The sequence below is a fragment of the Kluyvera sp. Awk 3 genome, from assembly GCF_028069715.1.
Taxonomy (GTDB): Bacteria; Pseudomonadota; Gammaproteobacteria; order Enterobacterales; family Enterobacteriaceae; genus Kluyvera; species Kluyvera georgiana_A.
Window position 1 is genome coordinate 1 of the sequence record NZ_JANEWH010000089.1, and the last position, 20,497, is coordinate 20,497.

Consider the following 20,497-nt stretch of genomic DNA (forward strand, 5'->3'; position numbering starts at 1 on the left):
AAATTACATTTCACATTACGTGCTTAAATGTATACTGTATAAACATACAGTTGTTGCGTGGGAGGATGCTTGTGCAGGATTTATTGTTTGAATCGATAGCGCTGCGGCGTATCGCCTTATTCACCAAATTGGTATCAAGGGGCGGCTGCTCTGGTGATGAAAAAGATGTCGCGCTGGAATGGCTGGGAGAACTGACGGCCGATCTGCAAAATAAGCTGGATGCCTATTATGAAAAAAGCCCCCAGAGCGGGGGCGTTTCACGCGGCGGGTGCGGCTTTAAGTAAGTCCAGTGCCATTTGCTTTTGGTTCGGGGAAAGCGAGTTAAGCAGCTGCTGAACCAGAGCGTCGCCCGTTTTAGCGCTGGGGCTAAGAGTGTGGGAGAACGTCAAATTCATAACAAAGGTATGCCCACACTCCACATCTGAACAGGCGCAATAGATATCCGCTATCTGCCGGTGTTTCCGGTTGGTTTTACGGATTACGGCTTTTGCGCCACATTCCGGGCATTCAATTTTCAGTACGCGCATGTTCCATTCTCCGGCCGTCAAAATATGCCTGGATTTTAGCCTGTTTCGCCTCATGCTGCACCCTTATCAGTTGATTCATCTGCAAAATTTAGATGTAGGCGCGGCGGAACTTCGGGATCGCTGTTCACCGACATCGCCAGACGGCGCTGTAGGGGGCGTACCTCGTTTTTTTTGTATGTGCGTTCGACCTTTTCCGGGTCGCCCAGCCCGGCAGTATTCTGCGGAACGATACCCGCCAGCCCGGCCGGGAAGCGGTGGGCGTTCAGTATGTCCTGCGCGCTGATGTTCTTCACGCTGGCAAATTCATCTTTGGCCGAAATATCGCCCATTTCGATGAATTTGATGGCGTCACCTTCTCCGCCAGGGATATTCACCAGGATGGTGGAGAAATTACCGATCCCTTTGCTGTCGCGCAGCTGCTGTTCAATTTCCTCTTCCATTTCGTCGGTCATGCTGGGGTCACGCGTATACAGAATGCCGCCAGTATGTGCGCCGTTGTGGTAGTAGCGACGGCGGAAAATGACGGCCTCACTGTTCAGCAGCGCAGAGTGTACGCCGCCGATGTAGTCCGGCAGGCCGTAAATGTGCTGCTGCGGGTCGTACATCTTGATAAAAATAATGTCCTCTTCCGGGTAAATCAGTGGTTCACCTTCCTGCAGTACCACGTAATCTCCTGGCACGTTGCGATCGTCATTGCGAACCTTACGGCGGCGCAGGTAAAGGCCGGGCAGCGCTTCCAGCCCGATCACGTCTCCCCAGCCGTTGCGCACTTTTGCGATCGCCACGTCGCCAAAGGTCAGAAAATCAAAGGTCGCCGCTTCCAGTTCGTCGTGTGTCAGACCGCCGCCCAAATAATCGGACATAATCATATTTTTGCGGGCGTGGATGATGCCGCCGTGCTGGCCGTTGAGGTTAATCAGCTGTGCCAGCGCCAGGCGGTCAATAGGCTGCGTGAAATGGTCGGCGCCATTGTCGTACCAGATATCCCGGTAATCCGTGCCGGTAGTCAGTACCGGTTCCGGCTTGCCGAAAGAGATAATGCTCATTTTCTTTGACTGCTGGGCGCGCTGCCCGCGTTTCACAAATTTCTTTTTCTTCATGCTGCCTTCTTCACTCCCCAGCGGGATTTTGGTTTGTTTTCATAGTTCAGCGGTTCGTTGTGCAGGGCGTGAGTAATCGCCCAGAAGGATTCCGCATGGCCAGTTTCAGGGCTACGGTCTGCGACAAAGGTCATTGCATTGCCGCTTTGTGTGGTGGTACGTCGAATGGACATAAAACTGGCCGGGATCTCTTTCAGGTTTTTATCCCACTCGATACGCTGGCTTTCGACCACGTCAGCGGCTTTCAGTACCAGCTGGTTTTTGGTGTTCAGGTCGTAGCGGATCGGAACGGCCACGCGCATGGCAAAGTGCTGGATATTGTCAAAAACACCCTGGCCGATGCCGGTCACGTCGACGCCTAAGTAGGTGAAGTTGTATTTTTTGAACAGGGTTTCGATCTGCTTTGCCTGCCAGCGGAAGTTCATGCCCTTCCAGTTGAATACCGCCAGTACGCGGAACTTCTCCACGGCCAGTTCAGGCGGGGCGATTATCACGAAACAGGACAAATCACCGCTGCGCGCCGGGTCAAAGCCACCCCATACGGGGCGATTGCCGAACGGCCGCGCTGCGTCCGGGTCATGATCCTGCCAGGTCTCAATTTCAACGCCGCAGGCTTCCAGGTCGGAGAAGCTGAAAACAGAATCTTTGCTGTCCACGAACACGCACATATAGAGCATGTTGAACGTGGTTTCGTTGTACCGGTTCCGCAGCTTCTCAATGTTGGCGAGGTTGAAGCCACCGGCGATCGCGTCCTCCATCGTGATGATGTAGCGCCACTGGCCATCCGGGCAGAGTCGGCCACCGTTGCGCATTTCATCGAATAATGGAAATTTGATGGCGCTGCGTTTCTTGCTGCCTTGCTTCCACTCTTCACCTGTCCAGAATGGGTATGCCTGGTGCGTTTTGGCGGACGGCGTGGAAAAGTAGGTGGTGCGCCATTTGTCGTGAGTGGCCATTGCGCTGGCCACTTCGTTCAGGCGCGCAAAGTTCGGTACCCAGAAATATTCATCACAGTACAAATGGCCGCTGTATGACTGCGCGGTGTTTTTGTTGGTGGAAAGAAAACGCAGCTCTGCACCGTTGCTTAAGCGGATCGGGTTGCCGGTCAGTGTGATGCCAAAATACTGCTCTGCAATGTTGACGATGTAAGAGCGGAAAACCTCCGCCTGTGCTTTTGATGCGGAAAGGAAGATTTGCGGATCGCCGGTCATGACCGCATTTTCAAACGCTTCAAATGCAAAGTACCAGGTCGCGCCGATCTGGCGGCTTTTCAGAATATTGCGCACCGCCTGGCCAATGTTCTGGCGCAGGTGCTTCTGATAACCAAAAAGATGCTCGTCTGCCCAGGTGTCAAAGTCGTCCTGGGTGAGTGATGAAATATCGTTTTTCTTGTATTTGCGTTTACTGCGTGGTTCGTCGTCTCCACCGTCGCGCGCTGCAGCTGCTTGCCCGTTCCCCTGGCCGCTGGCCATCTTCTCTTTATGTTTATTGCTTTGTGCGCGCAGTTTTGTGGCATGGGCAATCAGCAAATCCATTTCTTTCAGGTCGAGATCGGTTTTATTGTCGCGGCTGGCAAGCAGCTGGTAACGGCGTTCAATTGCTTCTTCTGTGCTTTCATGGCTGAGTAAATTAGCCCAGCCGTTTTTTTCTGCCCAGTAGTAAACGATCCGCGTATTCGGCAGATTTAATTCTGATGCAATTTCCTTTGGCGTATAGCGGCGCAGGTAAAGAGCGCGCGCAACGCCTTTTAGTTCTTCTGAGTATTTAGCCATAGATTTAATTATGCCGTGGCCAGCGATAAAAAACGGCGCGGTTAATTCGTGCCTGTTCGGTAATGGCTTATATCCGAATTGAACAGAATAAAGCGTAATGCGCTGCCGGGTTTAATTAGCAATAATTTATTTGCAGCGTCAGTGAGAACGCGAAGGGGGGATATGTCTCATTTAAAAACTGACTGGCTGTGTGTTGCTACCGAAGGGGATACCGTCGATGGTCGGGATATTAAGCGACAGTGGATTATTGATATGGGGGAAACCTATGACTATAGCCACTATGTCGCATTAATCTGGCCGGAGCATGAAGATGATTGCGGCAATTTTGGTGAGGTGCTGGAAGCCACCTGGCACGATGGTGATGATGGGCTGGCGCGATTATATGTAAGCCTTTGCCCGAATATGCGCCTGATTTTTGCCAATCATGAAGATCAGCTGCTTTTCTTCTCTATCGAACCGGAAGAGAACTGGCGCGGCAGCGGGCGTACATACCTGAAGGGGCTGGCGGTGACTGATACACCCGCCAGTGTTGGCACTACACGGCTGCGCTTTAGCACGCGGCGCAAATTATCGAAACGGGGATATTACAGTTGTGTAATTTCCCATGATGGCAAAATTAAACAGGAAGAGAAGATGAAGAACTGGCAGAAATTGTTTGGTATTAAGCCGAAGTTTGAAGATGAAACGCCGCAGGAAGATGCGCCAGCGAGTGACGATAAACTTCAGGCACTGGCTAGCGCTCTTAATGAGCTTGAAGGCCGCGTGGCCAAAATTGAGACCCAGCTTAATTCAGTATCGGAAGATGTAGAAACTATTTCCGAAGTGGTAGATACAGAAGCGTTTTCTACTATTCGCGATAATGCGGACGAAATTGTTAAGCGTTTTAGCGCGCTGGATAAAAAGCCCGCTGTGAATAAAGGGCGTAACATTCCGGGGAAAGCGGGTAAGTTTAAATATATTTAATTCGCCACGCTTAACATCTTAACGATTAACTAATTTATCGCGTTATAGCGAGGGAGTTTTATGTTTTTAAATCAACGTGCACGAACCCTGATGAAGCAATATTGCTCCGGGCTGGCTGACAGTTACGGCCAGGAAGATGCGAGCCTTTATTTTTCGCTGACTGACCCGCAGGAAACCAGCCTTCGTCTGGCGCTGCTGGAGGCTGTCGAGTTTCTGAACATGATTACCTGCGCCGATGTGGATCAGCTGTCTGGCCAGGTGATTTCCGTGGGTTCTTCCGCACTGCATACCGGGCGTAATGAAGACGGGCGTTTTATGCGTCGTGTCGGTGTGGATGGTAACGACTATAAGCTGGTTGAAACGGACAGTTGCGCCGCGCTGCGCTGGGATTTGTTGTCAGTCTGGGCTAACGCCGGGCGCGAGGAAAACGAGTTTTTCAATCTGGTGCAGACCTTCTCTAATCAGGCGTTTGCGCTGGATATGCTGCGCATCGGCTTCAACGGTACCAGCGTGGCCAAAACCACTGACCCGGTAGCTAACCCGATGGGTGAGGATGTGAATATTGGCTGGCATGCCCGCATGAAGTCCTTCAACGGCGGCAATCAGATTATGACCGATCCGGTTGTGCTCGACGATAACGGCGATTATCGCGGACTTGATGCGATGGCGTCCGATCTGATTAACACCAAAATCCCGGCGCAGTATCGCAATGACCCGCGTCTGGTGGTGTTGGTTGGTGCTGACCTGGTGGCAGCGGAGCAGTACCGACTGTATCAGGCAGCAGATCGCCCGTCTGAGAAAATTGCGGCGCAGATGTTGGGCAGCACTATTGCAGGCCGTAAGGCCATTATTCCGCCGTTCATGCCGGGCAAACGTATGGTGGTTACGCCGCTGAGTAACCTGCATATCTACACCCAACGTAATACGCGCCAGCGTAAAGCGGAGTTTGTTGAAGACCGCAAGCAGTACGAAAACAAATACCTGCGCAACGAAGGCTATGCGGTTGAAGAGCCGGAGTTGTACGCCGCGATTGATGAAAGCGCGGTAACAATCGGCACCGTCACAGAGCAACCGGAGGGCTGATAAATGGCACTTTCACCCGCGCAACGGCACAGCCAGCGCATCGCCACGGAACAGCGCCTGAAACAAAGCCAGGCAGTGGACAGCCGCGAAAGTATGCACGTACTGATTGCCGCACTTGAAAAAGATGTGGCGCTGGCCCGAAGCCTGCCGCTGATCGCCGATCGTGTCGTGTTAAAGCGTGATGTGCTGCTGCCGCGCTGGATGCCTACCGTGGAAGCCTATCTGGCCAGCGGGGAGAACTACGCCAACCCGATACTGGCCTGGTGCGTGATCTGGCTGTTTGACGTAGGCGAGCTGGAAAAGGCGCTGGATTGGGCTGATATCGCAATCAGCCAGCAGCAGGCCACGCCGGAGCGGCTGCGCAGCAATTTCCCTACGTTTGTGGCCGATACGATGCTGGCCTGGGCGGAGGAATCTGCCGGACGCGGGGAAAGTATTGAGCCGTATTTCTCGCGCACCTTTGACCGCGTGGCAAACACCTGGCGGCTGCACGAGCAGATCACCGCTAAGTGGTTCAAATTCGCCGGGCTGGAGCTGCTGCGCGGGGAAGATGGGCGGAAAACGGCTGCAGGGGTGGACGATGTGGAAACGCTGGAAAAAGCCGATCAACTGCTGGCTATTGCTGAAAAGCATTATTTCAAAATTAGCGTGAAAACCGCCCGGCAGACCATTGCCGCACGTCTGCGCAAATTGACGCAGGGTTAACGACTACCGCAAGCCAGGCGGGCGCGGTGGAGGGCAGCGCACAGACCGTGCATCTGCGCCGTGGAAACCGGCCAGCCCGCCTTTTTCGGGGGATTTATGTTTAGTGGCAAGCCGCTGGATTACCAGGATGAACCGCTGACGAATAACGGCTTTTGGCCAGACCTGAATCTAAAGGATTTTCAGGCGCAGCGGGCGCTGCCGGTTGATATTGATGCCGCCACTGTCGCACAGGCACTACTTGCTGCCGCTGTGGAGGTGAATGCGGAGCTGGAGAACGTGGAAGCCAGCTGGCGCGCGAAGGGGTACACCCTGGCGGCAGATGTGCCAGGGGTAACAATGGCCGGGATGAATGGCCTGTGCGCACAGTACACCAAAGCGGTATTTGCCAGGGGAAAAGCGGATTTAATGGGCGAATTTGCCACGGTGGGGCGGCGTGATAGCCATCCGGGGCAGGAAAGCCAGGAAACCCGCGCCGGGCTGCTGGCGGAATCCTCGGTGGTGATCCGTCGCATGAAAGGGCTTAAACGGGCAACGGTGAAAAAGGTATGAGCGAGACACAAACGCAGCTTGAAAGCCTGACCGCATTTTTTCAGCAGAACGTGCCAGAGCGCGCGATGCAGCGCTTTGACAGTGTGCTGGATGAAATGGAATTCATACCGGCCGCAAAGGATTTGGGGCTGGAGCAGTACCGCCTGGCGGTAATCCGTTATGACGCGGTGCTGAGTTGGGAGCGTTTCCCGTATCGGCTGTGCGCGCCGCAACTGCTGATGGCGCTGATGGCCGTGTGGCTGAACGAGGCCGATCGTGACCTGTTTGATGATGTCGGGATAACGGAAACCGATCCGCAGTGGGATGTCACGGTGGAGGACGAAGAAACGGCCACTATCGTGCTTACCGTGCCAATGGCGGAAGAGCTGGTGATACGTGAGGACGAAAACGGCGTTATTCCGTGGGAGGGTAAACGCTGGTCACTGGTCAGCACAGAAATCTGGACGGCAGTCACTGGCAATATTTACGCCGTGGATCAGGCCGGTGCGCCACTCGGTGAACCGGAATGATAGCGGGCGGCGAGCTGAATAAAACGCAGCTGGCAGAGCTGCGCAAGGCGCTGGCGAACATGGAACTGCCGCCGCGCAAGCGCCAGCGCCTGCTGTGGCGAATGGCCAAATATGGCGTTATCGCCGCTGCAAAGCGCAATGTGCGCAATCAGGCCGCGCCGGATGGTACTGCGTGGCCGGGGCGTAAGACAAAGCGCAAAGGGAAGATGCTGCGCAATATGCCGAAGCTGCTGCACATCCGAGAAATGCCGGAAATGCAGGCGGTAAGAATCTACCTGCAGGGTGGAGGCTACCGGAACGGGGAAAAACCTGTACCCGCTGGCACCGTGGGCTATGCCCAACAAAATGGGATGCATGTGCGGGTAAATCGCGCCAGCCAGTCGCAGAAAGGCAAGCCGGGAAAACTGGCGACGGTCGCGCAGGCAAAGAAATTGCGCGCGCTGGGGTATCAGGTGCGCAGGGGGAAGCGCTGGAAAAAGCCAACCCTTGGCGAAATAACCGCCTCAATGCCTTATGACCAGGCTGGGCTTCTAATCAGGAAGCTGAACGGTAAAGCGGTGAAAACCAGCTGGACAATCGATCTGCCTGCCCGTGTGTTCCTCGGGATGTCAGATGATGAATTTAACAAAGCGCTGGCGCGGCAGCTGCAGTCCATAGGCTACGGCTGGAACGTGAACGCGCAGGATATTAAGGGGAAAACATGACCTGGCCAAATGCCGGTGTTAACCAGATTAACCAGCTGCAGGGCGAGACTAATGAAGTTGAACGCTGTGTGCTGTTTGTCGGGAAAGGCACCGTGAACGTAGGCAAAACATTGCCGGTAAATAACCAGAGCGATTTTGACAAGCTGCTGGGAGAAAGTGATAGCCAGCTGAAGAGTGATGTGATGGCGGCGATGGCGAACGCTGGCCAGAACTGGTGGGGGTTTGTTCATGTACTTGCCGCTGATGCCGGGCCGGATGCCTGGGTGGAAGCTGTGAGGGCTGCGCAGGTTTCGTGCTCAGTTGAAGGGGTGCTGCTGTCTGATGATGTTTCGACGAAAGCCCCCATTAACCAGGCAATTGCCCTGCGATCTGAACTGATTTCGAAACTTGGCCGCTGGGTATGGTTCATCCTGGCCACCCAGGGTATGCAGGAAGATGAAGCGCAGGCGGATTACCTGGTGCGCATGTCCACGCTGCAGGACGGTATTGCAGAAAAGGCCATTCAGCTGGTTCCACGTCTGTGGGGTAACGATCCCGCAGTGCTGGCTGGCCGCCTTTGTAATCGCGCTGTCACCATTGCCGATAGTCCGGCGCGGGTGCAAACAGGCGCGCTGGTGAGCCTGGGCTGCGATGAAATGCCACTGGATGGCGCGGGGGAAGTACTGGAGCTGTCCACGCTGCAGGCGCTGGAAGCGCAGCGCTTTAGTGTGCCGATGTGGTATCCGGATTACGACGGGTTCTATTGGGCTGATGGCCGCACCTTGGACGTTGAAGGCGGGGATTATCAATCCATCGAAACGCTGCGCATTGCCGATAAAGCCGCGCGCCGTATCCGCCTGCTGGCTATCAGCAAGATTGGAAATCGTGCGCTGAACAGTACGCCGGGCAGTATTGAGGCCAATCAGTCACTGTTCATGAAGCCGCTGCGTGAGATGTCCACCGCAGTAAACATTAACGGTGTGCAATTCCCTGGCGAAGTGAAACCGCCGCAGGATGGGGATGTGACCATTGTCTGGAAGAGTAAAAAGACGGTGGAGATTTACATTGTTGTGCGCACGTATGAAGTGCCGCTGCAGATCACTATCAACCTGATGATGGATGCCAGCCTGGAGGCTACCGCATGAGCAAACGTATTTCCGGTCAGTCGTTTGACAGCTATCTGGACGGCGATCTTATCCATATCGAGAAAATTTCTCTCGATATCACGGATAACACCGCTGCAGCGCAGACCCGTGGTGTGCCTGATGGCTTCACTGATGGCGACGTGGCGGCGGAAGGTGAAATTGAAGTCAGCACTAAGGTGCTGCAGGTGCTGACGGCAAAAGCCCGCGCGGCCGGTTCGTGGCGCGGTATTGCGCCGGTTGATTTCCTCTTTTACGCCAAAGCTGGCAGTGAGGAAATCAAGGTGGAAACGTTCGGCAATAAGCTGCAGCTGTCCAATCTGCTGGATATCGATCCGAAGGGCGGCAGCGTCACCACGCACAAAATTAAGTATTTCGTGACCAGTCCGAAATTCGTGAATATCAACGGCGTCCCGTATCTGGAAGCGGAAGCCACTGAAAACCTGATCGGTTAAGGGGCAGGGATGCAGGAACATGAAAAGAGCCTTTACACCCTTATTGCTATCGGCCTGATGGTCGCACTCGGGAAACTATTGACCAGCGATGACGTTATTACGCCGCGCTTGTTCTTTGGTCGCCTGATCCTGGGTGGTCTGGTCTCGACGGCCGCGGGCGCTGTGCTGTTTCAGATACCCGATGCCAGCCCTTTAGCGGTTAACAGCTTAGGTACGATTCTGGCTATTGCCGGTTATCAGTCCGTAGAAATTTATCTCCGCCGCAGGGCGGCAGGAAAGAAAGGGAGCGGTGAAAATGACGTTAAGTGAAAAACAGCAGCTGTTTACGGTAATGATTGGCAATTTGATCCACTGGGCGGAAGAAAAAGGCTATCGCCTGACATTTGGTGAAGCCTACCGAACGCCGGAGCAGGCCGCGCTGAATGCGAAAAAGGGCAGCGGTATTTCGAACAGCCTGCACACCCAGCGTCTGGCCGTCGACTTCAATCTGTTCATTAACGGCCAGTATATGACCCGCACCGAGGATTACCGGCCATTGGGTGAATACTGGGAGTCAATCGGCGGCAGCTGGGGCGGGCGCTTTAAATCCAACCCTGACGGCAATCACTTTAGCCTGGAACATAACGGGGTGCGCTGATGAACCGTGTGGCCGTGCTCGCTGCAATCCTCTGCGTGCTGGCGTTTGCCTGTGGCTGGAAGGTGGCCACCTGGCACCGTGACAGTATCGATCTGGCCATTAGCAAGACGGCCACCGCCACCGGCAAGCAGCTGGCGGACGCGGCCAGCGATTCCGGGCGAAAACTGGAAAACCAGCTGGAGGCTTTGAAAAATGCGCCACCGCGTGAAATTCGCACCGAAGTGGTTAAGCCGGTATTTACTAACGTTTGTCTGTCTGCTGAGTTTGTCAGCATGTACAACGACGCCGCCGCCAGTACCGAACGTGCGTTATCAGGAAAACCTGAAAACTAAGTGCACCGCGCAGCTGCCTCGCCTGACCGGAACCACGGGGCGTGACGCTGCAGAGCTGTTAATTATTTATCTGGATATATACGGGCAGTGTGCTGCGCGTCATAACCAGTTAGTCGATGAAATTAATCTACGAGAGAATTTATTAAATGGAAAAAATTAAACTGGCTGTTTGTGGTGTGGATATTGTCTTTGAACCGAACCAGACCGCCTACAACAAATTTATTAACGAAATGGCGATGGATAACAAAGTATCGCCTGCGCATAACTACCTTAATCGTATTGTTGCGGCAGAAAGTAAAGAAGCACTGGCGGAAATTTTAAAACGTCCGGGCGCTGCACTTCAGCTTGCTGTAAAGGTAAATGAGATTTACGCGCCTGAACTGGAAATTGAAGTAAAAAACTAAGTAAGCGGGTTCGTGGAATTGAAGGTAACGGACTCGAACAATATTTAATTTTGCGTCGCCATTATTTACCGCAGGGTGAAAATTCTGTTGATGATATAGCCGCCGCTATCTGGCTGGATAATCGTTATTGGGAAAATATGTCTATTGCCATAGCCAACGGAATTAATACCGCATTTAAAGGTACTGTATGAAACAGTTAGATTTTACATTAAGCCTGATTGACAAATTATCGCGTCCTTTAAAACAGGTGCAGGGTAATGTCACGGGCTTTGCTGAAAAATCCAATGCGGCATTTAAGCAGATTGGCGGCGGTGTGCTGGGGCTGGTCGGTGTCGGTATGGCCATTAAGGGCGCGCTGTCGCCTGCCATCGAAATGTTTGATGCGATCAGCGATGCATCGGCAAAAGGCATTGATGATGGTGCGCTGAAAACGGTGCAGCGTGATGCCCTGGCATTCAGCACGACCTACGGCTCCAGCGCGGTAGCGTTTGTTCAGTCCACGGAAAGTATAAACGCGTCGATCGCAGGCCTGACGGGGCAGGAGCTGCCGAAAGTGACGAAAGTCGCCAATACCCTGGCCTTTGCTCTTAAATCGACTGCCGCCGATACGGCGGAGTTTATGGGGCAGATGTTTGGCAACTTCTCCGCCGATGCGGAACGCCTGGGCAAAGTCCAGTTTGCGGAACAACTGGCGGGCAAGATGGTGTATATGCGCAAAACCTTTGGCGCGGAAATGTCCACTATCAAAGATTTGATGGAAGGCGCGCGCGGCGTGGGTACTAACTACGGCGTCGGGCTGGATGAACAGCTGGCCGTGCTGGGGCAGCTAAACAGGACGCTGGGAACGGAAGCCAGCAGCGCATACGAGGGCTTTATGACTGGCGCGCTCGATGGCGCTAAAAAGCTGGGGCTGTCGTTCACGGACTCCACCGGCAAAATGCTGTCCATGCCTGAAATGCTGATCAAGCTGCAGGGCAAATACGGCAAGAGCCTGGAAGGAAACCTGAAAGCACAGGCGGAGCTTGATGCCGCGTTTGGCGATAGTTCGGCGGTGGTTAAGCATCTATATGGCAATGTGGCCGTGCTGCAGCGGAATATCACGGAACTGGGCGGCGCTGATGGGCTGAAACGTACCCAGGAAATGGCCAGCAAGATGGTGAAGCCGTGGGATCGCTTTGTGGCCATCCTGACCGCGATTAAAACCGTGATTGGCCTGACGCTGATCCCGGTGCTTTATCCGGTGCTGAACCGCCTGGCGGATATGGGGCAGACGTTCGCCCGCTAGATGCAGATGTTTCCCAACATTGCCCGTGTGGTGGGGTTCGCCGCAATGGCATTGCTGAGCTTTGCCGCAGTCGGGGCAACGGTAAACATTGTCATGGGAGTGTCCAAGTTCATCATGCTGGGGCTGGCAGGTGTCTGGCGTATGTTGTCGTCAGTCACGCTGATTTATACCGCTGTTCTCTGGACGGCGCAAAAAGCCGTTATTGTCTGGAATGCCTCATTAGCCGCGCTGCGTGGTGTGCTGCTTGCCGTGCGAATGGCGGCGATGATGTCCGGCATTGCGATCAACTTCATGAGCTGGCCTATTTTGCTGGTTATTGGTGCCATCGCGGCGCTGGCGGCAGGTGTTTATCTGCTGGTTAAGCATTGGGATACTGCCTGGAAATTTATCACTAATGGCTGGAATAACTTTGTTGCGATGCTGACCGGCTTTTCACCTGTTCAGGCATTAAGCGGAATGGCCAGCGGTATTGTGTCGTTATTCGACAATGTCTGGCAGACCATTAAAGGCGGTTTTCTGCAATCGTGGAACTGGATTGTTGAAAAACTAAATAAAATTCCCGGCGTGAATATTTCAACGGCAGGCGATAACGCCTCACCGTTAACTAATACGCTTTCAACGGGCAGTGATTTAAAAGGCATTGAACCGGGTGGAATCAATAAAACAATCAGCAGTAATTCAAAAGCGGTGACGGATAACAGCCGCAAAATCGGGGAAGTGCATTTCCATACTAAAGAGGCAATGACGCCGGGACAACTAATGGAATGGCAGGAGCTGAATTAATGAGTGAATTACTTTATATCGATCTGCTTATTGAAAACGGTGATTTTGTTCTTAATGCCGGTAATGAACCGGAATTGTGCAACAACCGAAAAAGCATTGGGCAGGATATTGTTCATTCCATTCTGGAAAGCGGTCTGGTGACGCAATTAATTGCGGAACGAAGCCCGACGATGCGCGCGGATATTTTTACCCAGCTGGAATTACTGATTGAAAGTGATGAACGCATTGTGCCGGGAACGGCGGCGATTAGTGAAGAAAGCCAGGCGCGGCTTTGGGTAACGGCCAGTACTTACGATTTTGGCAGCATTTCTTCACGGGTGGATTTATGACGGAAAAGCCGCAGGTAGATTTTGAAGAGGTTCTGAAAACCAGCGGAATGCCGGTGACGGAAGATGAAGTGAAAGCCCGCTTTAATGCCATCGTGGCCGATGAAGGGATGGTAACGAATACATCCCGCATGTCACCTTTCTGGCGTTTGATTACCGCGATTGTGACGGCACCAGTGATGTGGCTGAAAGATGCTCTGGTGGCGGTGGTGCTGACGAATATGTTTGTTGCCACGGCAGGCGGCGCGCTGCTGCGTTTGCTGGCCTGGGCGGTGAACGTGACGGCAAAGCCCGCCAGCGCGGCCGAAGGTGTGATCCGCTTTATCAAGTCCGACGCCAAAACGGCGACAACGGTCAAGGCCGGGACGCTGGTGCAGACAGAGCGAATTAACGGGAAAGTGTACGTGCTGGCCACGGTGGCCGATGTCGTGATCCCGGCTGGCACGGCCAGCGCGCTAATCGCTGTGCAGGCGACGGAAACCGGGGGCGCGTGTAACTTAGCGCCGGGGTATTACCGCATTCTGCCGGTGGCCGTTGATGGTATCAGCCAGGTGGCGAGTGAAGAGGACTGGCTGACAAAGCCGGGCGCAGACGAGGAAAGCGACGACGAATTACGCGAGCGCTGCCGCAATCAGTTTAACCTGGTAGGGAATTACCACACTGACGCGGTTTACCGGTCAATGATTGCCGCCGTTACTGCGCTAAGTATCGATCGCATTTTCTTTGAGCATGATGCCCCGCGCGGCGCGGGAACGGCCAATGCTTATCTGCTGCTAGATTCGGGCGTGGCATCTACGCCGTTCATTGACTCGGTAAATGACTATATCAACGCGCAGGGCAATCATGGCCACGGTGACGACCTGCAGTGTTTTGCCATGCCGGAAACCAGTCACGATCTGGCGGTGACGGTTTATGTGGCCAGCATTAGCAATATGACGGCGGAGGACGCTGCAGCGCTAAAAACGGGGGTGGAAAACCTGATCCGCTGTGCATTCAGGGAAAACACGGATTTTGATGTGAAAAAAACGTGGCCATATTCGCGGTTTTCTTTCTCGCAGCTGGGGCGCGAGATTCACCGGCAGTTTCCGCAGACGGATTCCGTTGAATTTTCGCTGAAAGATATTACCAGCGGGCTGAATGTACCGCGCCTTGCGTCGCTGTCGGTGGAGCTGGCCAATGACTGATTTTCTGAAAAAAATGGCCGGGATGGCGCTGCCGTTCTGGATGAGTAAAGGCGAGCCGGGCAAGCTGCTGGCTGTCATGCGCCGATTCTGGGCGGAGGTGTACGGCTGGATCACCTGGCCGGTTAATCAGTTTGATCCGCTGGTCTGCCCGGAACCACTTCTGAACCTGCTGGCCTATGACCGTGATATTACCCGGTTTGATAGTGAGCCGCTGGAGCTGTTCCGCAAGCGCGTGGCCTACGCCTTTATTAATGCGAGTGATGCCGGTTCCGTCGCTGGATTTATCGCGATATTTGAACGGCTGGGCATTGGTAAGGTTGAATTACTGGAACGGCAGGACGGACAGGATTGGGATGTCATTATTGCCCGCGTCACGGATAGCCAGATTGCAGATAATAGCGATCTGCTTCTGGAAATTATCCGCAAATATGGCCGTACATGTCGCCGTTATCGGTTCGAAGTTATAACGTCAAAGGCATTAAAAATTGGTGTTGGCTGGTATCAGGGGGATTATATTTGTTACCCCGCCAGCCTCAACGATATTAATAATAAATCAAGCGAAGTATACAGCGCGAAAGTTTAGGGGTTTTTATGTCACAGGTTGCTATTACAAAGGCATTTCAGGACTGGAAAGCGCAGCAGGCAATTAATAATACCCCTGTCACGCTGGATGAATTTGTTTTTGCTTATATTCCGGGGCTGGATTATGACAAGCCGATTGATGTGAATGAAACACTGCCCGCTGCTGATAAAATTGTTCATCGGCAGGAGGTCAGTAAATCCGGCGTCGTTAATGATAATGCAGTTATTTATTCGGTCACTATCGGCGCAGATATTGGCGATTTCGATTTTAACTGGATTGGCCTGATTAATCGTGAATCGGGCGTACTGGCCATGGTGATTCATGCGCCAACGCAGCGAAAAATTCAGAATGCTGGCGGGCAGCAGGGTAATGTGCTGGTGCGTTCCATGCTGATGGAATACAGCGGCGCGAAAACGGCGACGGCCATCACGACGCCAGCAGAGACATGGCAGATTGATTTCACTTCCCGCCTGGCTGGAATGGATGAACGCCAGCGCCTTGAAAATATCGATCTTTACGGCGATGCGGCATTTTTTGGTGATGGCTGGCTGGTCGCGCAGCGGGATGGCCAGTTTTATGTCACTAAGGGCGCGGGCTATGTGGCTGGCTTGCGAGCGGATCTGCCTGGTGATGCAAATATTGATGTGCAGACGCCTGCAAAAGTCTGGCTGGATGTGTGCTGGACTGGAACGCTGACCAGCGTCTGGGGTGTTCAATGCAAAATTACGATTGCGGATGAACTGACGGATTACGAGGAAAACGGCCAGAATCACTATGTATTCGCGCTGGCCAGTATCGACGCAGACGGCAATATTACTGACCTGCGCCCGAAGGGGCTGAATGATGATCTGGGGCTGGGTGAGTTGGCTGCTATGGGGGTGAATGATGTTTTGCCTGTTGGTATTCCGCAGCCCTGGCCGACTGATACACCGCCAGAAAAGTGGGCGTTGATGCAGGGGCAGGAGTTTGATCCGCTGGTGTATCCATTGCTCGGCATTGCCTATCCTGACGGCATCATCCCGGATATGCGCAATCAGACTATCAAAGGTCGCCCGGATGGGCGCGAGGTGCTGTCCTACGAGGAGGACGGCATTAAGGCCCACGGCCACGATGCTCAAGTGGCAGACACTGATTTAGGCGCGAAATCCACGGATGCCTTTGATTATGGTGCGAAATCGACGGATGGCGGCGGGGATCACTATCACGCCGTGCTTCAGCAGGTCGTCAGCCAGACATCAAACACCAAAGCGGTTTCAGGCGGCAGTACGGGGTCATGGAATAGCGGTTTGCCTACATCAACAAATGGCTGGCACGCGCATTCAGTTTATATCGGTGCACATGCGCATTCAGTTTATATCGGGCCGCACGGGCATGCTGTCAGTATTGAGCAAACGGGCAATGCAGAAAACACCGTTAAAAACATCGCATTTAATTACATAGTGAGGCTGGCATAATGTCATTTAAAATGAGCGCTAAAGCGCAATTAATTAAAGTATTTAATCTGCGCGCGGATACCAAAGAGTTTATTGGTGCAAGTGACGCCTATATTCAACCGTTCACGGGATTACCCGCGAATTCTACCGATATTGAACCGCCAGAGTGTCCGGATGGTAGCGTGGCAATTTTTGATTCAGGTAAAAAAGAATGGAGTATCCAGGAAAATCACCGGGGGGAAATGGTATATAACACCGAAACCGGGAAGCCTGTTTTTATTGATAAGCCCGGAGCACTTCCAGAAAATACAACCGATATTCCTAAGCCCGGTGAGTTTTATGTGTGGAACGGTAAAAAATGGGTGCTGGATGAAAAAGCATCCCATGAAGCCGCTGTTTCTGCTGCCGAAGAGCAAAAAGAATATTTAATCAATGCCGCACAGCAATCCATTTCTGTTTTGCAAACAAAACTTTTAATGGGGCGTGTATTAACCGATGAAGAAAAACAAAAAGTGAATGGCACGCTTGATTATATTGATGCGGTGACTGCGATTATTACGGATTCAGCGCCGGATATCACCTGGCCGGAGATTGGCGACTATGTGGCGTGAAGCGCGTCTGGCATTTTCTGATTCGCTGGCTGCGGTTAACTGCTCAATTATCCCGGCGCACCCGTGGGTTTATGGGCTGGGGCAGCAGACGGAGAACGGTGCCTATCTAAGCCCGGTGAATGCCGTGGCTTATCTTGCCGAAAAGGCGGCAGGTATTGGCGGAGCTGCTGACGTGGTGATCATGATGGTGGCCAGCCAGTCGCATGACAACTTTATGAGCAGTCTCACGCAGCTGGTTGATGTATTTCCTGCCCCAGCCTTTACGCAGGTGAAACGCCTGGCGCAATCCGCCGCGCTGCTGGCCAGTGAAAAAATGCAGATCCCTGCCGGGTCTGGCGGCGGTCTGCCGGTAGCCATGCCGCTATCGGTTCCAACAAATCGGGCGGCGCTGGCCGCTGCGGCGGTGAAAAAAGCACAAGAAGATGCGGCGCTGCCGGTTGATATGGATGCACTGGCAAAGCAGCTTGATGATTTTGTGCAACTGCGTACCGGGTTAATGCAGGAGATTGCCAGCGGTCTGGATGACCTGAAAACAAAATCAGCCAGGGTGTGGGTATTTACGGCCAGCGGGGATCTGGCCACAAGTCTGCTGGCACTGGTGAAAGATATTCCGCTGCCATCTGCCGTTCACACTGCAGCCATGATGCTGGTCGGGGATAACCTCGACGGGATAAAAGGAATGATTCATGACCTCGATCACAACGCTGGCGCTTAATGGTGAAGCTATCCCGCTGAAAAATATGCGCGTCACGCTGACACAGCAATTTCAGGATAAAGACCAGAGCGGCCAGACCAGTGCCACGACGAAGTCAGAGCAGGGCGTAAAAGGCAAAGAGCTGCGAGTGTCGGGGGAAATTCCGTTCAAGTCTCCTGATGTGCTTAAGCGTGTATTTGAGCTGGCGACAGCCACCGATAGCAGCGGCCAGCGGCAAAAATATCGTGTAGCCCATGAAATGGCGCGGGCGGTTAATTTCCGTGAGGCAACATTTACGGGATCGCTCGATGCACCCCAGCAGGATGGGAAAATGGCCTGGCTGGTGACATTTACGCTGACTGAACATATCAGCGTCCAGGAAAAACGAGAGGCAAGGGCAGACAGCAAAACTACTGCCAAAAAACAGACTGCTGGCGGAGCGGGAACAGGGGGCGGACAGGATGCCGCCGAGGATGAAGAGAAAATGACGTGGTTTGAACGCAAGGTGCTTAAGCCGGTCAATGATGCGCTGGAGTAAGCATGAAACCCGTTAAACGTCTTTATCTATCCAGTGATGAAGTCCATATTGCCGATGCAAAACTGGTGCTGGAGCTGAACAGCTGCGGCCGCGGGTTTATCACGGCGCAGACGAATCAGGACTACACCGGCAGGCTGGTGCGCCTCGATGTGGGTTACACCGATCTGATCCTGCGCTGGTTCACCGGCTATGTTGAGCGCTCGCAACCGGCAGAAAACGGCTTTCAGCGTCTGTTTGTTCGTGAGCTGGTCGGCGTCTTTGAAAAGTCGTGGCCATGTTCGTTTCAACATCCGACGCTGCGCAAAGTGGCCAGCTGGCTGGAAGAGAACAGCGGCATTACGGTAACTGTGCCGGATGCGGAATATTCAGATAAACCGATCCCCCACTTTACCCACAGCGGCACCGGCTACCAGCTTTTAAGCAATCTGGGCAAAGCCTTTGGTATCACGGATTACATCTGGTATCAGCTGCCGGATGGCGGTTTGTATGTTGGTGGCGCGGAGTTGTCATTATTCGCCGGTAAAGCCGTGGATATTCCGGCAGAGTTCAGCCAGGGCGCGGCCGGTGGCAATACCATGACACTGCCGGTTGTTCAGAGTCTGCGGCCGGGCGTGGAAATGAACGGCGAACGCGTGACGCGTATCCAGCTGAATAACGACACGATGGATGTTACCTGGACGCCGCGCAACAAAGCCACGGGGGAACCGCTGCAAAAAAGCCCGCTGCAGCGCCAGGTTGAAAATCAGTACCCGGAGCTGGCTGCAGGTCTGCACCTGCCGAAATTCGCCAGGGTGCTGGCACCAACGGAAGCGGTAAGCAGTGGTAATTTTGCCGATCCGTTCCGCCCGCGCTATGCGGTAAATGTGCAGCTGCTTGACGCAGACGGCAACCCGGATAAACGGACGCCAGTTTATAACGCCGTGCCGCTGCCAGTGCCGATGGCCGGTAATGATTCGGGTATGTATCAGTTTCCGCCAGAAGGGACGCTGGTTGAAGTGGGATTTACCGGAGGCCGGGCAGATAAGCCGTTTATCCGCCAGACCATGCCGGAAGGGAACAGCCTGCCGGATGTGAAACCGGGGGAGCAGCTGCAGCAGCAGCGCGCGGAAGTATCGCAGCGTGTCACGCAGGCGGGTGATTGGGTACGACAGACTGACCAGGCGATCATTGAAACTTCAATGGCCAGGAATATCAAAGCCGATACAGAATCGCGCGAGCTGGTAAGCCGTGACACCACAATCAAGGCGACGGACAAGACCACGGTTCTGGGTGCTGCCACGTTGATGGCTGGCGCTATTGTGCAAATCAGTACCGGCAATTACAGCCAGGCGGTGAAGGGAAACTGGCTGGCCAATGTCAGCGGCAATGCTGAAATGAAGATTGCCGGCGATCAGGCTGTGAATGTTGCCGGCAGTCTGACAGAGCAGATTGGGGCGATTCGCAAAAGCGTGGCGGCAGTGCAGCAGCAGATTATTGCGCCAGTGGTCTGGATTGGTTCCGGCAGCGTGAACATCGCCCAGCTGATGCTTGATACTCTGGATGTCGTGGCGCAGCTGGCAGAACAAACGGCCAGCCATACCCACAGCAATACAGGCGCGCCGGAGAACGCCAGCGCTATACGTGCAGCCAGTCAGAAGGCTGAACAGCTTAACGGCAAGTATTCGCCAGTCATTGGCCAGTAGTCCACGCCGTAAATGAAAGCCCGCGTAATGCGGGTTTTTTTATGCCCGCCATACAGCCCACAGAACGCAACCTGCCGCACTCACAAGCCAAAACAACGCAACGGGATACCTGAAATAGATCATGCGCACCGTGCTGCGCTGGCTGCGCCTGAGCGTGACAAAATAAATCTTTCCACGACGAAAACGGCGCTACACCGCACCCGCCTGCGGTTTTTGGATCGTAAAAATTTTTCAGTGGGATTTTTCTTCAAAACATATCGCCAGCCCGCGCCAGTGTTGGCGGCTTCACAGAGAACCGAAACTGAAAAGATTGAAAAGAATTTCAGTAATTTTCAGTTTGAAGGATCTGTGGAGGATCTAAGAAAAACATCAAGTTAATGAAATTTAAGGGGAAAATATATTTTACGTGCGTTTAGTAAGAGCAATCCCCGCTGGAGGGGGGGCGAAAGAAAACCTCCTGATTCTAGGAGTGGAGTGGGCTTTAGGGCCGTTTCCGGATTTTTAGGAACTGAAATAA

27 protein-coding genes and 1 pseudogene are annotated in these 20,497 nt (G+C 53.5%); 25 read left to right on the plus strand and 3 right to left on the minus strand.

Annotation, left to right across the window (positions count from 1 at the left end; translation table 11 throughout):
* The coding region (locus NNN71_RS16970; protein ID WP_442910519.1) for a hypothetical protein at positions 1 to 284 on the plus strand (284 nt) is incomplete at its 5' end.
* Here the strand turns inward: NNN71_RS16970 and NNN71_RS16975 are convergent.
* Genes NNN71_RS16975 through NNN71_RS16985 form a run of 3 tightly spaced genes read right to left on the minus strand, consistent with a single transcriptional unit; the run spans position 258 to position 3,399 of the window.
* Entirely contained in the window at positions 258 to 581 is a 324-nt protein-coding gene (locus NNN71_RS16975; protein ID WP_064548589.1) for an ogr/Delta-like zinc finger family protein, read from the minus strand. The genes NNN71_RS16970 and NNN71_RS16975 overlap by 27 nt on opposite strands.
* A complete protein-coding gene (locus NNN71_RS16980) occupies positions 578 to 1,627 on the minus strand; it encodes a phage portal protein (protein WP_271458963.1) in 1,050 nt (349 codons plus the stop codon). The genes NNN71_RS16975 and NNN71_RS16980 overlap by 4 nt, the downstream gene beginning before the upstream one ends.
* On the minus strand, positions 1,624 to 3,399 hold the full coding sequence (locus NNN71_RS16985) for a terminase large subunit domain-containing protein (RefSeq protein ID WP_271458964.1): 1,776 nt from the start codon (positions 3,397 to 3,399) through the stop codon (positions 1,624 to 1,626). Before NNN71_RS16985 ends, NNN71_RS16980 begins: the two co-directional genes overlap by 4 nt.
* A gap of 162 nt (positions 3,400 to 3,561) precedes the next feature.
* Between NNN71_RS16985 and NNN71_RS16990 the strand changes: the two genes are divergently transcribed.
* The 24 genes and pseudogenes from NNN71_RS16990 to NNN71_RS17100 all read left to right on the plus strand — a co-directional run bounded on the left by NNN71_RS16990 (position 3,562) and on the right by NNN71_RS17100 (position 20,358).
* Positions 3,562 to 4,362: a GPO family capsid scaffolding protein gene (locus NNN71_RS16990; protein WP_271458965.1), complete on the plus strand. Its 801-nt coding sequence runs from the start codon at positions 3,562 to 3,564 to the stop codon at positions 4,360 to 4,362.
* Between the two features lie 60 nt (positions 4,363 to 4,422).
* Positions 4,423 to 5,445: a phage major capsid protein, P2 family gene (locus NNN71_RS16995; protein WP_271458966.1), complete on the plus strand. Its 1,023-nt coding sequence runs from the start codon at positions 4,423 to 4,425 to the stop codon at positions 5,443 to 5,445.
* A gap of 3 nt (positions 5,446 to 5,448) precedes the next feature.
* Positions 5,449 to 6,150 carry a phage terminase small subunit gene (gene gpM / locus NNN71_RS17000; RefSeq protein ID WP_271458967.1) on the plus strand — a complete coding sequence of 234 codons (702 nt, stop codon included), beginning with the start codon at positions 5,449 to 5,451 and terminating at the stop codon, positions 6,148 to 6,150.
* 96 nt (positions 6,151 to 6,246) lie between these two features.
* Positions 6,247 to 6,699: a head completion/stabilization protein gene (locus NNN71_RS17005; RefSeq protein WP_271458968.1), complete on the plus strand. Its 453-nt coding sequence runs from the start codon at positions 6,247 to 6,249 to the stop codon at positions 6,697 to 6,699.
* Positions 6,696 to 7,208, plus strand: a complete 513-nt coding sequence (locus NNN71_RS17010; RefSeq protein ID WP_271458969.1) for a phage tail protein — start codon at positions 6,696 to 6,698, stop codon at positions 7,206 to 7,208. The genes NNN71_RS17005 and NNN71_RS17010 overlap by 4 nt, the downstream gene beginning before the upstream one ends.
* Positions 7,205 to 7,912, plus strand: coding sequence for a hypothetical protein (locus NNN71_RS17015; protein ID WP_271458970.1), 708 nt, complete (start codon positions 7,205 to 7,207; stop codon positions 7,910 to 7,912). The genes NNN71_RS17010 and NNN71_RS17015 overlap by 4 nt, the downstream gene beginning before the upstream one ends.
* Positions 7,909 to 9,036: a DUF2586 domain-containing protein gene (locus NNN71_RS17020; RefSeq protein WP_271458971.1), complete on the plus strand. Its 1,128-nt coding sequence runs from the start codon at positions 7,909 to 7,911 to the stop codon at positions 9,034 to 9,036. Before NNN71_RS17015 ends, NNN71_RS17020 begins: the two co-directional genes overlap by 4 nt.
* Positions 9,033 to 9,488 (plus strand): phage protein, encoded by a 456-nt coding sequence (locus tag NNN71_RS17025; protein ID WP_271458972.1) that lies wholly within the window; start codon positions 9,033 to 9,035, stop codon positions 9,486 to 9,488. Before NNN71_RS17020 ends, NNN71_RS17025 begins: the two co-directional genes overlap by 4 nt.
* Before the next feature lie 9 nt (positions 9,489 to 9,497).
* On the plus strand, positions 9,498 to 9,797 hold the full coding sequence (locus tag NNN71_RS17030) for a phage holin family protein (RefSeq protein ID WP_064548611.1): 300 nt from the start codon (positions 9,498 to 9,500) through the stop codon (positions 9,795 to 9,797).
* A complete protein-coding gene (locus tag NNN71_RS17035; RefSeq protein ID WP_271458973.1) occupies positions 9,784 to 10,125 on the plus strand; it encodes a M15 family metallopeptidase in 342 nt (113 codons plus the stop codon). The genes NNN71_RS17030 and NNN71_RS17035 overlap by 14 nt, the downstream gene beginning before the upstream one ends.
* Complete coding sequence (locus NNN71_RS17040) at positions 10,125 to 10,457, plus strand: hypothetical protein (RefSeq protein ID WP_271458974.1); 333 nt, start codon at positions 10,125 to 10,127, stop codon at positions 10,455 to 10,457. Before NNN71_RS17035 ends, NNN71_RS17040 begins: the two co-directional genes overlap by 1 nt.
* Positions 10,429 to 10,617, plus strand: a complete 189-nt coding sequence (locus tag NNN71_RS17045; RefSeq protein ID WP_271458975.1) for a hypothetical protein — start codon at positions 10,429 to 10,431, stop codon at positions 10,615 to 10,617. The genes NNN71_RS17040 and NNN71_RS17045 overlap by 29 nt, the downstream gene beginning before the upstream one ends.
* Positions 10,604 to 10,861 carry a putative phage tail assembly chaperone gene (locus tag NNN71_RS17050; protein ID WP_271458976.1) on the plus strand — a complete coding sequence of 86 codons (258 nt, stop codon included), beginning with the start codon at positions 10,604 to 10,606 and terminating at the stop codon, positions 10,859 to 10,861. The genes NNN71_RS17045 and NNN71_RS17050 overlap by 14 nt, the downstream gene beginning before the upstream one ends.
* A gap of 50 nt (positions 10,862 to 10,911) precedes the next feature.
* A complete protein-coding gene (locus NNN71_RS25290; protein WP_442910520.1) occupies positions 10,912 to 11,052 on the plus strand; it encodes a DUF6890 family protein in 141 nt (46 codons plus the stop codon).
* Positions 11,049 to 12,929: pseudogene (locus tag NNN71_RS17055) on the plus strand (phage tail tape measure protein). Before NNN71_RS25290 ends, NNN71_RS17055 begins: the two are co-directional and overlap by 4 nt.
* Complete coding sequence (locus NNN71_RS17060) at positions 12,929 to 13,258, plus strand: DUF2590 family protein (RefSeq protein WP_234508305.1); 330 nt, start codon at positions 12,929 to 12,931, stop codon at positions 13,256 to 13,258. The pseudogene NNN71_RS17055 and the gene NNN71_RS17060 overlap by 1 nt, the downstream one beginning before the upstream one ends.
* The gene (locus NNN71_RS17065; RefSeq protein WP_271458977.1) at positions 13,255 to 14,439 is read left to right on the plus strand and encodes a baseplate J/gp47 family protein; all 1,185 of its coding nucleotides are present in this window, start codon (positions 13,255 to 13,257) and stop codon (positions 14,437 to 14,439) included. The genes NNN71_RS17060 and NNN71_RS17065 overlap by 4 nt, the downstream gene beginning before the upstream one ends.
* Positions 14,432 to 15,022: a phage tail protein gene (locus tag NNN71_RS17070; RefSeq protein WP_271458978.1), complete on the plus strand. Its 591-nt coding sequence runs from the start codon at positions 14,432 to 14,434 to the stop codon at positions 15,020 to 15,022. The genes NNN71_RS17065 and NNN71_RS17070 overlap by 8 nt, the downstream gene beginning before the upstream one ends.
* A gap of 8 nt (positions 15,023 to 15,030) precedes the next feature.
* Positions 15,031 to 16,476, plus strand: a complete 1,446-nt coding sequence (locus tag NNN71_RS17075; RefSeq protein ID WP_271458979.1) for a phage tail-collar fiber domain-containing protein — start codon at positions 15,031 to 15,033, stop codon at positions 16,474 to 16,476.
* On the plus strand, positions 16,476 to 17,066 hold the full coding sequence (locus NNN71_RS17080; RefSeq protein WP_271458980.1) for a tail fiber assembly protein: 591 nt from the start codon (positions 16,476 to 16,478) through the stop codon (positions 17,064 to 17,066). The genes NNN71_RS17075 and NNN71_RS17080 overlap by 1 nt, the downstream gene beginning before the upstream one ends.
* Positions 17,056 to 17,781 (plus strand): hypothetical protein, encoded by a 726-nt coding sequence (locus NNN71_RS17085; RefSeq protein ID WP_271458981.1) that lies wholly within the window; start codon positions 17,056 to 17,058, stop codon positions 17,779 to 17,781. Before NNN71_RS17080 ends, NNN71_RS17085 begins: the two co-directional genes overlap by 11 nt.
* Entirely contained in the window at positions 17,753 to 18,298 is a 546-nt protein-coding gene (locus tag NNN71_RS17090; protein ID WP_104446260.1) for a baseplate complex protein, read from the plus strand. Before NNN71_RS17085 ends, NNN71_RS17090 begins: the two co-directional genes overlap by 29 nt.
* A 2-nt stretch (positions 18,299 to 18,300) precedes the next feature.
* Positions 18,301 to 19,980 carry a hypothetical protein gene (locus NNN71_RS17095; protein WP_271458982.1) on the plus strand — a complete coding sequence of 560 codons (1,680 nt, stop codon included), beginning with the start codon at positions 18,301 to 18,303 and terminating at the stop codon, positions 19,978 to 19,980.
* A 12-nt stretch (positions 19,981 to 19,992) separates the two neighbouring features.
* Positions 19,993 to 20,358 (plus strand): hypothetical protein, encoded by a 366-nt coding sequence (locus NNN71_RS17100; protein WP_271458983.1) that lies wholly within the window; start codon positions 19,993 to 19,995, stop codon positions 20,356 to 20,358.
* Positions 20,359 to 20,497: the final 139 nt, after the last annotated feature.

Bases quoted from the DNA above. Each gene is read 5' to 3' on its own strand.
- NNN71_RS16975 (WP_064548589.1), bottom strand. From the start codon at position 581: ATGAGGCGAAACAGGCTAAAATCCAGGCATATTTTGACGGCCGGAGAA.
- NNN71_RS16980 (WP_271458963.1), bottom strand. From the start codon at position 1,627: ATGAAGAAAAAGAAATTTGTGAAACGCGGGCAGCGCGCCCAGCAGTCA.
- NNN71_RS16985 (WP_271458964.1), bottom strand. From the start codon at position 3,399: ATGGCTAAATACTCAGAAGAACTAAAAGGCGTTGCGCGCGCTCTTTAC.
- NNN71_RS16990 (WP_271458965.1), top strand. From the start codon at position 3,562: ATGTCTCATTTAAAAACTGACTGGCTGTGTGTTGCTACCGAAGGGGAT.
- NNN71_RS16995 (WP_271458966.1), top strand. From the start codon at position 4,423: ATGTTTTTAAATCAACGTGCACGAACCCTGATGAAGCAATATTGCTCC.
- gpM (WP_271458967.1), top strand. From the start codon at position 5,449: ATGGCACTTTCACCCGCGCAACGGCACAGCCAGCGCATCGCCACGGAA.
- NNN71_RS17005 (WP_271458968.1), top strand. From the start codon at position 6,247: ATGTTTAGTGGCAAGCCGCTGGATTACCAGGATGAACCGCTGACGAAT.
- NNN71_RS17010 (WP_271458969.1), top strand. From the start codon at position 6,696: ATGAGCGAGACACAAACGCAGCTTGAAAGCCTGACCGCATTTTTTCAG.
- NNN71_RS17015 (WP_271458970.1), top strand. From the start codon at position 7,205: ATGATAGCGGGCGGCGAGCTGAATAAAACGCAGCTGGCAGAGCTGCGC.
- NNN71_RS17020 (WP_271458971.1), top strand. From the start codon at position 7,909: ATGACCTGGCCAAATGCCGGTGTTAACCAGATTAACCAGCTGCAGGGC.
- NNN71_RS17025 (WP_271458972.1), top strand. From the start codon at position 9,033: ATGAGCAAACGTATTTCCGGTCAGTCGTTTGACAGCTATCTGGACGGC.
- NNN71_RS17030 (WP_064548611.1), top strand. From the start codon at position 9,498: ATGCAGGAACATGAAAAGAGCCTTTACACCCTTATTGCTATCGGCCTG.
- NNN71_RS17035 (WP_271458973.1), top strand. From the start codon at position 9,784: ATGACGTTAAGTGAAAAACAGCAGCTGTTTACGGTAATGATTGGCAAT.
- NNN71_RS17040 (WP_271458974.1), top strand. From the start codon at position 10,125: ATGAACCGTGTGGCCGTGCTCGCTGCAATCCTCTGCGTGCTGGCGTTT.
- NNN71_RS17050 (WP_271458976.1), top strand. From the start codon at position 10,604: ATGGAAAAAATTAAACTGGCTGTTTGTGGTGTGGATATTGTCTTTGAA.
- NNN71_RS17060 (WP_234508305.1), top strand. From the start codon at position 12,929: ATGAGTGAATTACTTTATATCGATCTGCTTATTGAAAACGGTGATTTT.
- NNN71_RS17065 (WP_271458977.1), top strand. From the start codon at position 13,255: ATGACGGAAAAGCCGCAGGTAGATTTTGAAGAGGTTCTGAAAACCAGC.
- NNN71_RS17070 (WP_271458978.1), top strand. From the start codon at position 14,432: ATGACTGATTTTCTGAAAAAAATGGCCGGGATGGCGCTGCCGTTCTGG.
- NNN71_RS17075 (WP_271458979.1), top strand. From the start codon at position 15,031: ATGTCACAGGTTGCTATTACAAAGGCATTTCAGGACTGGAAAGCGCAG.
- NNN71_RS17080 (WP_271458980.1), top strand. From the start codon at position 16,476: ATGTCATTTAAAATGAGCGCTAAAGCGCAATTAATTAAAGTATTTAAT.
- NNN71_RS17085 (WP_271458981.1), top strand. From the start codon at position 17,056: ATGTGGCGTGAAGCGCGTCTGGCATTTTCTGATTCGCTGGCTGCGGTT.
- NNN71_RS17090 (WP_104446260.1), top strand. From the start codon at position 17,753: ATGACCTCGATCACAACGCTGGCGCTTAATGGTGAAGCTATCCCGCTG.
- NNN71_RS17095 (WP_271458982.1), top strand. From the start codon at position 18,301: ATGAAACCCGTTAAACGTCTTTATCTATCCAGTGATGAAGTCCATATT.
- NNN71_RS17100 (WP_271458983.1), top strand. From the start codon at position 19,993: ATGAAAGCCCGCGTAATGCGGGTTTTTTTATGCCCGCCATACAGCCCA.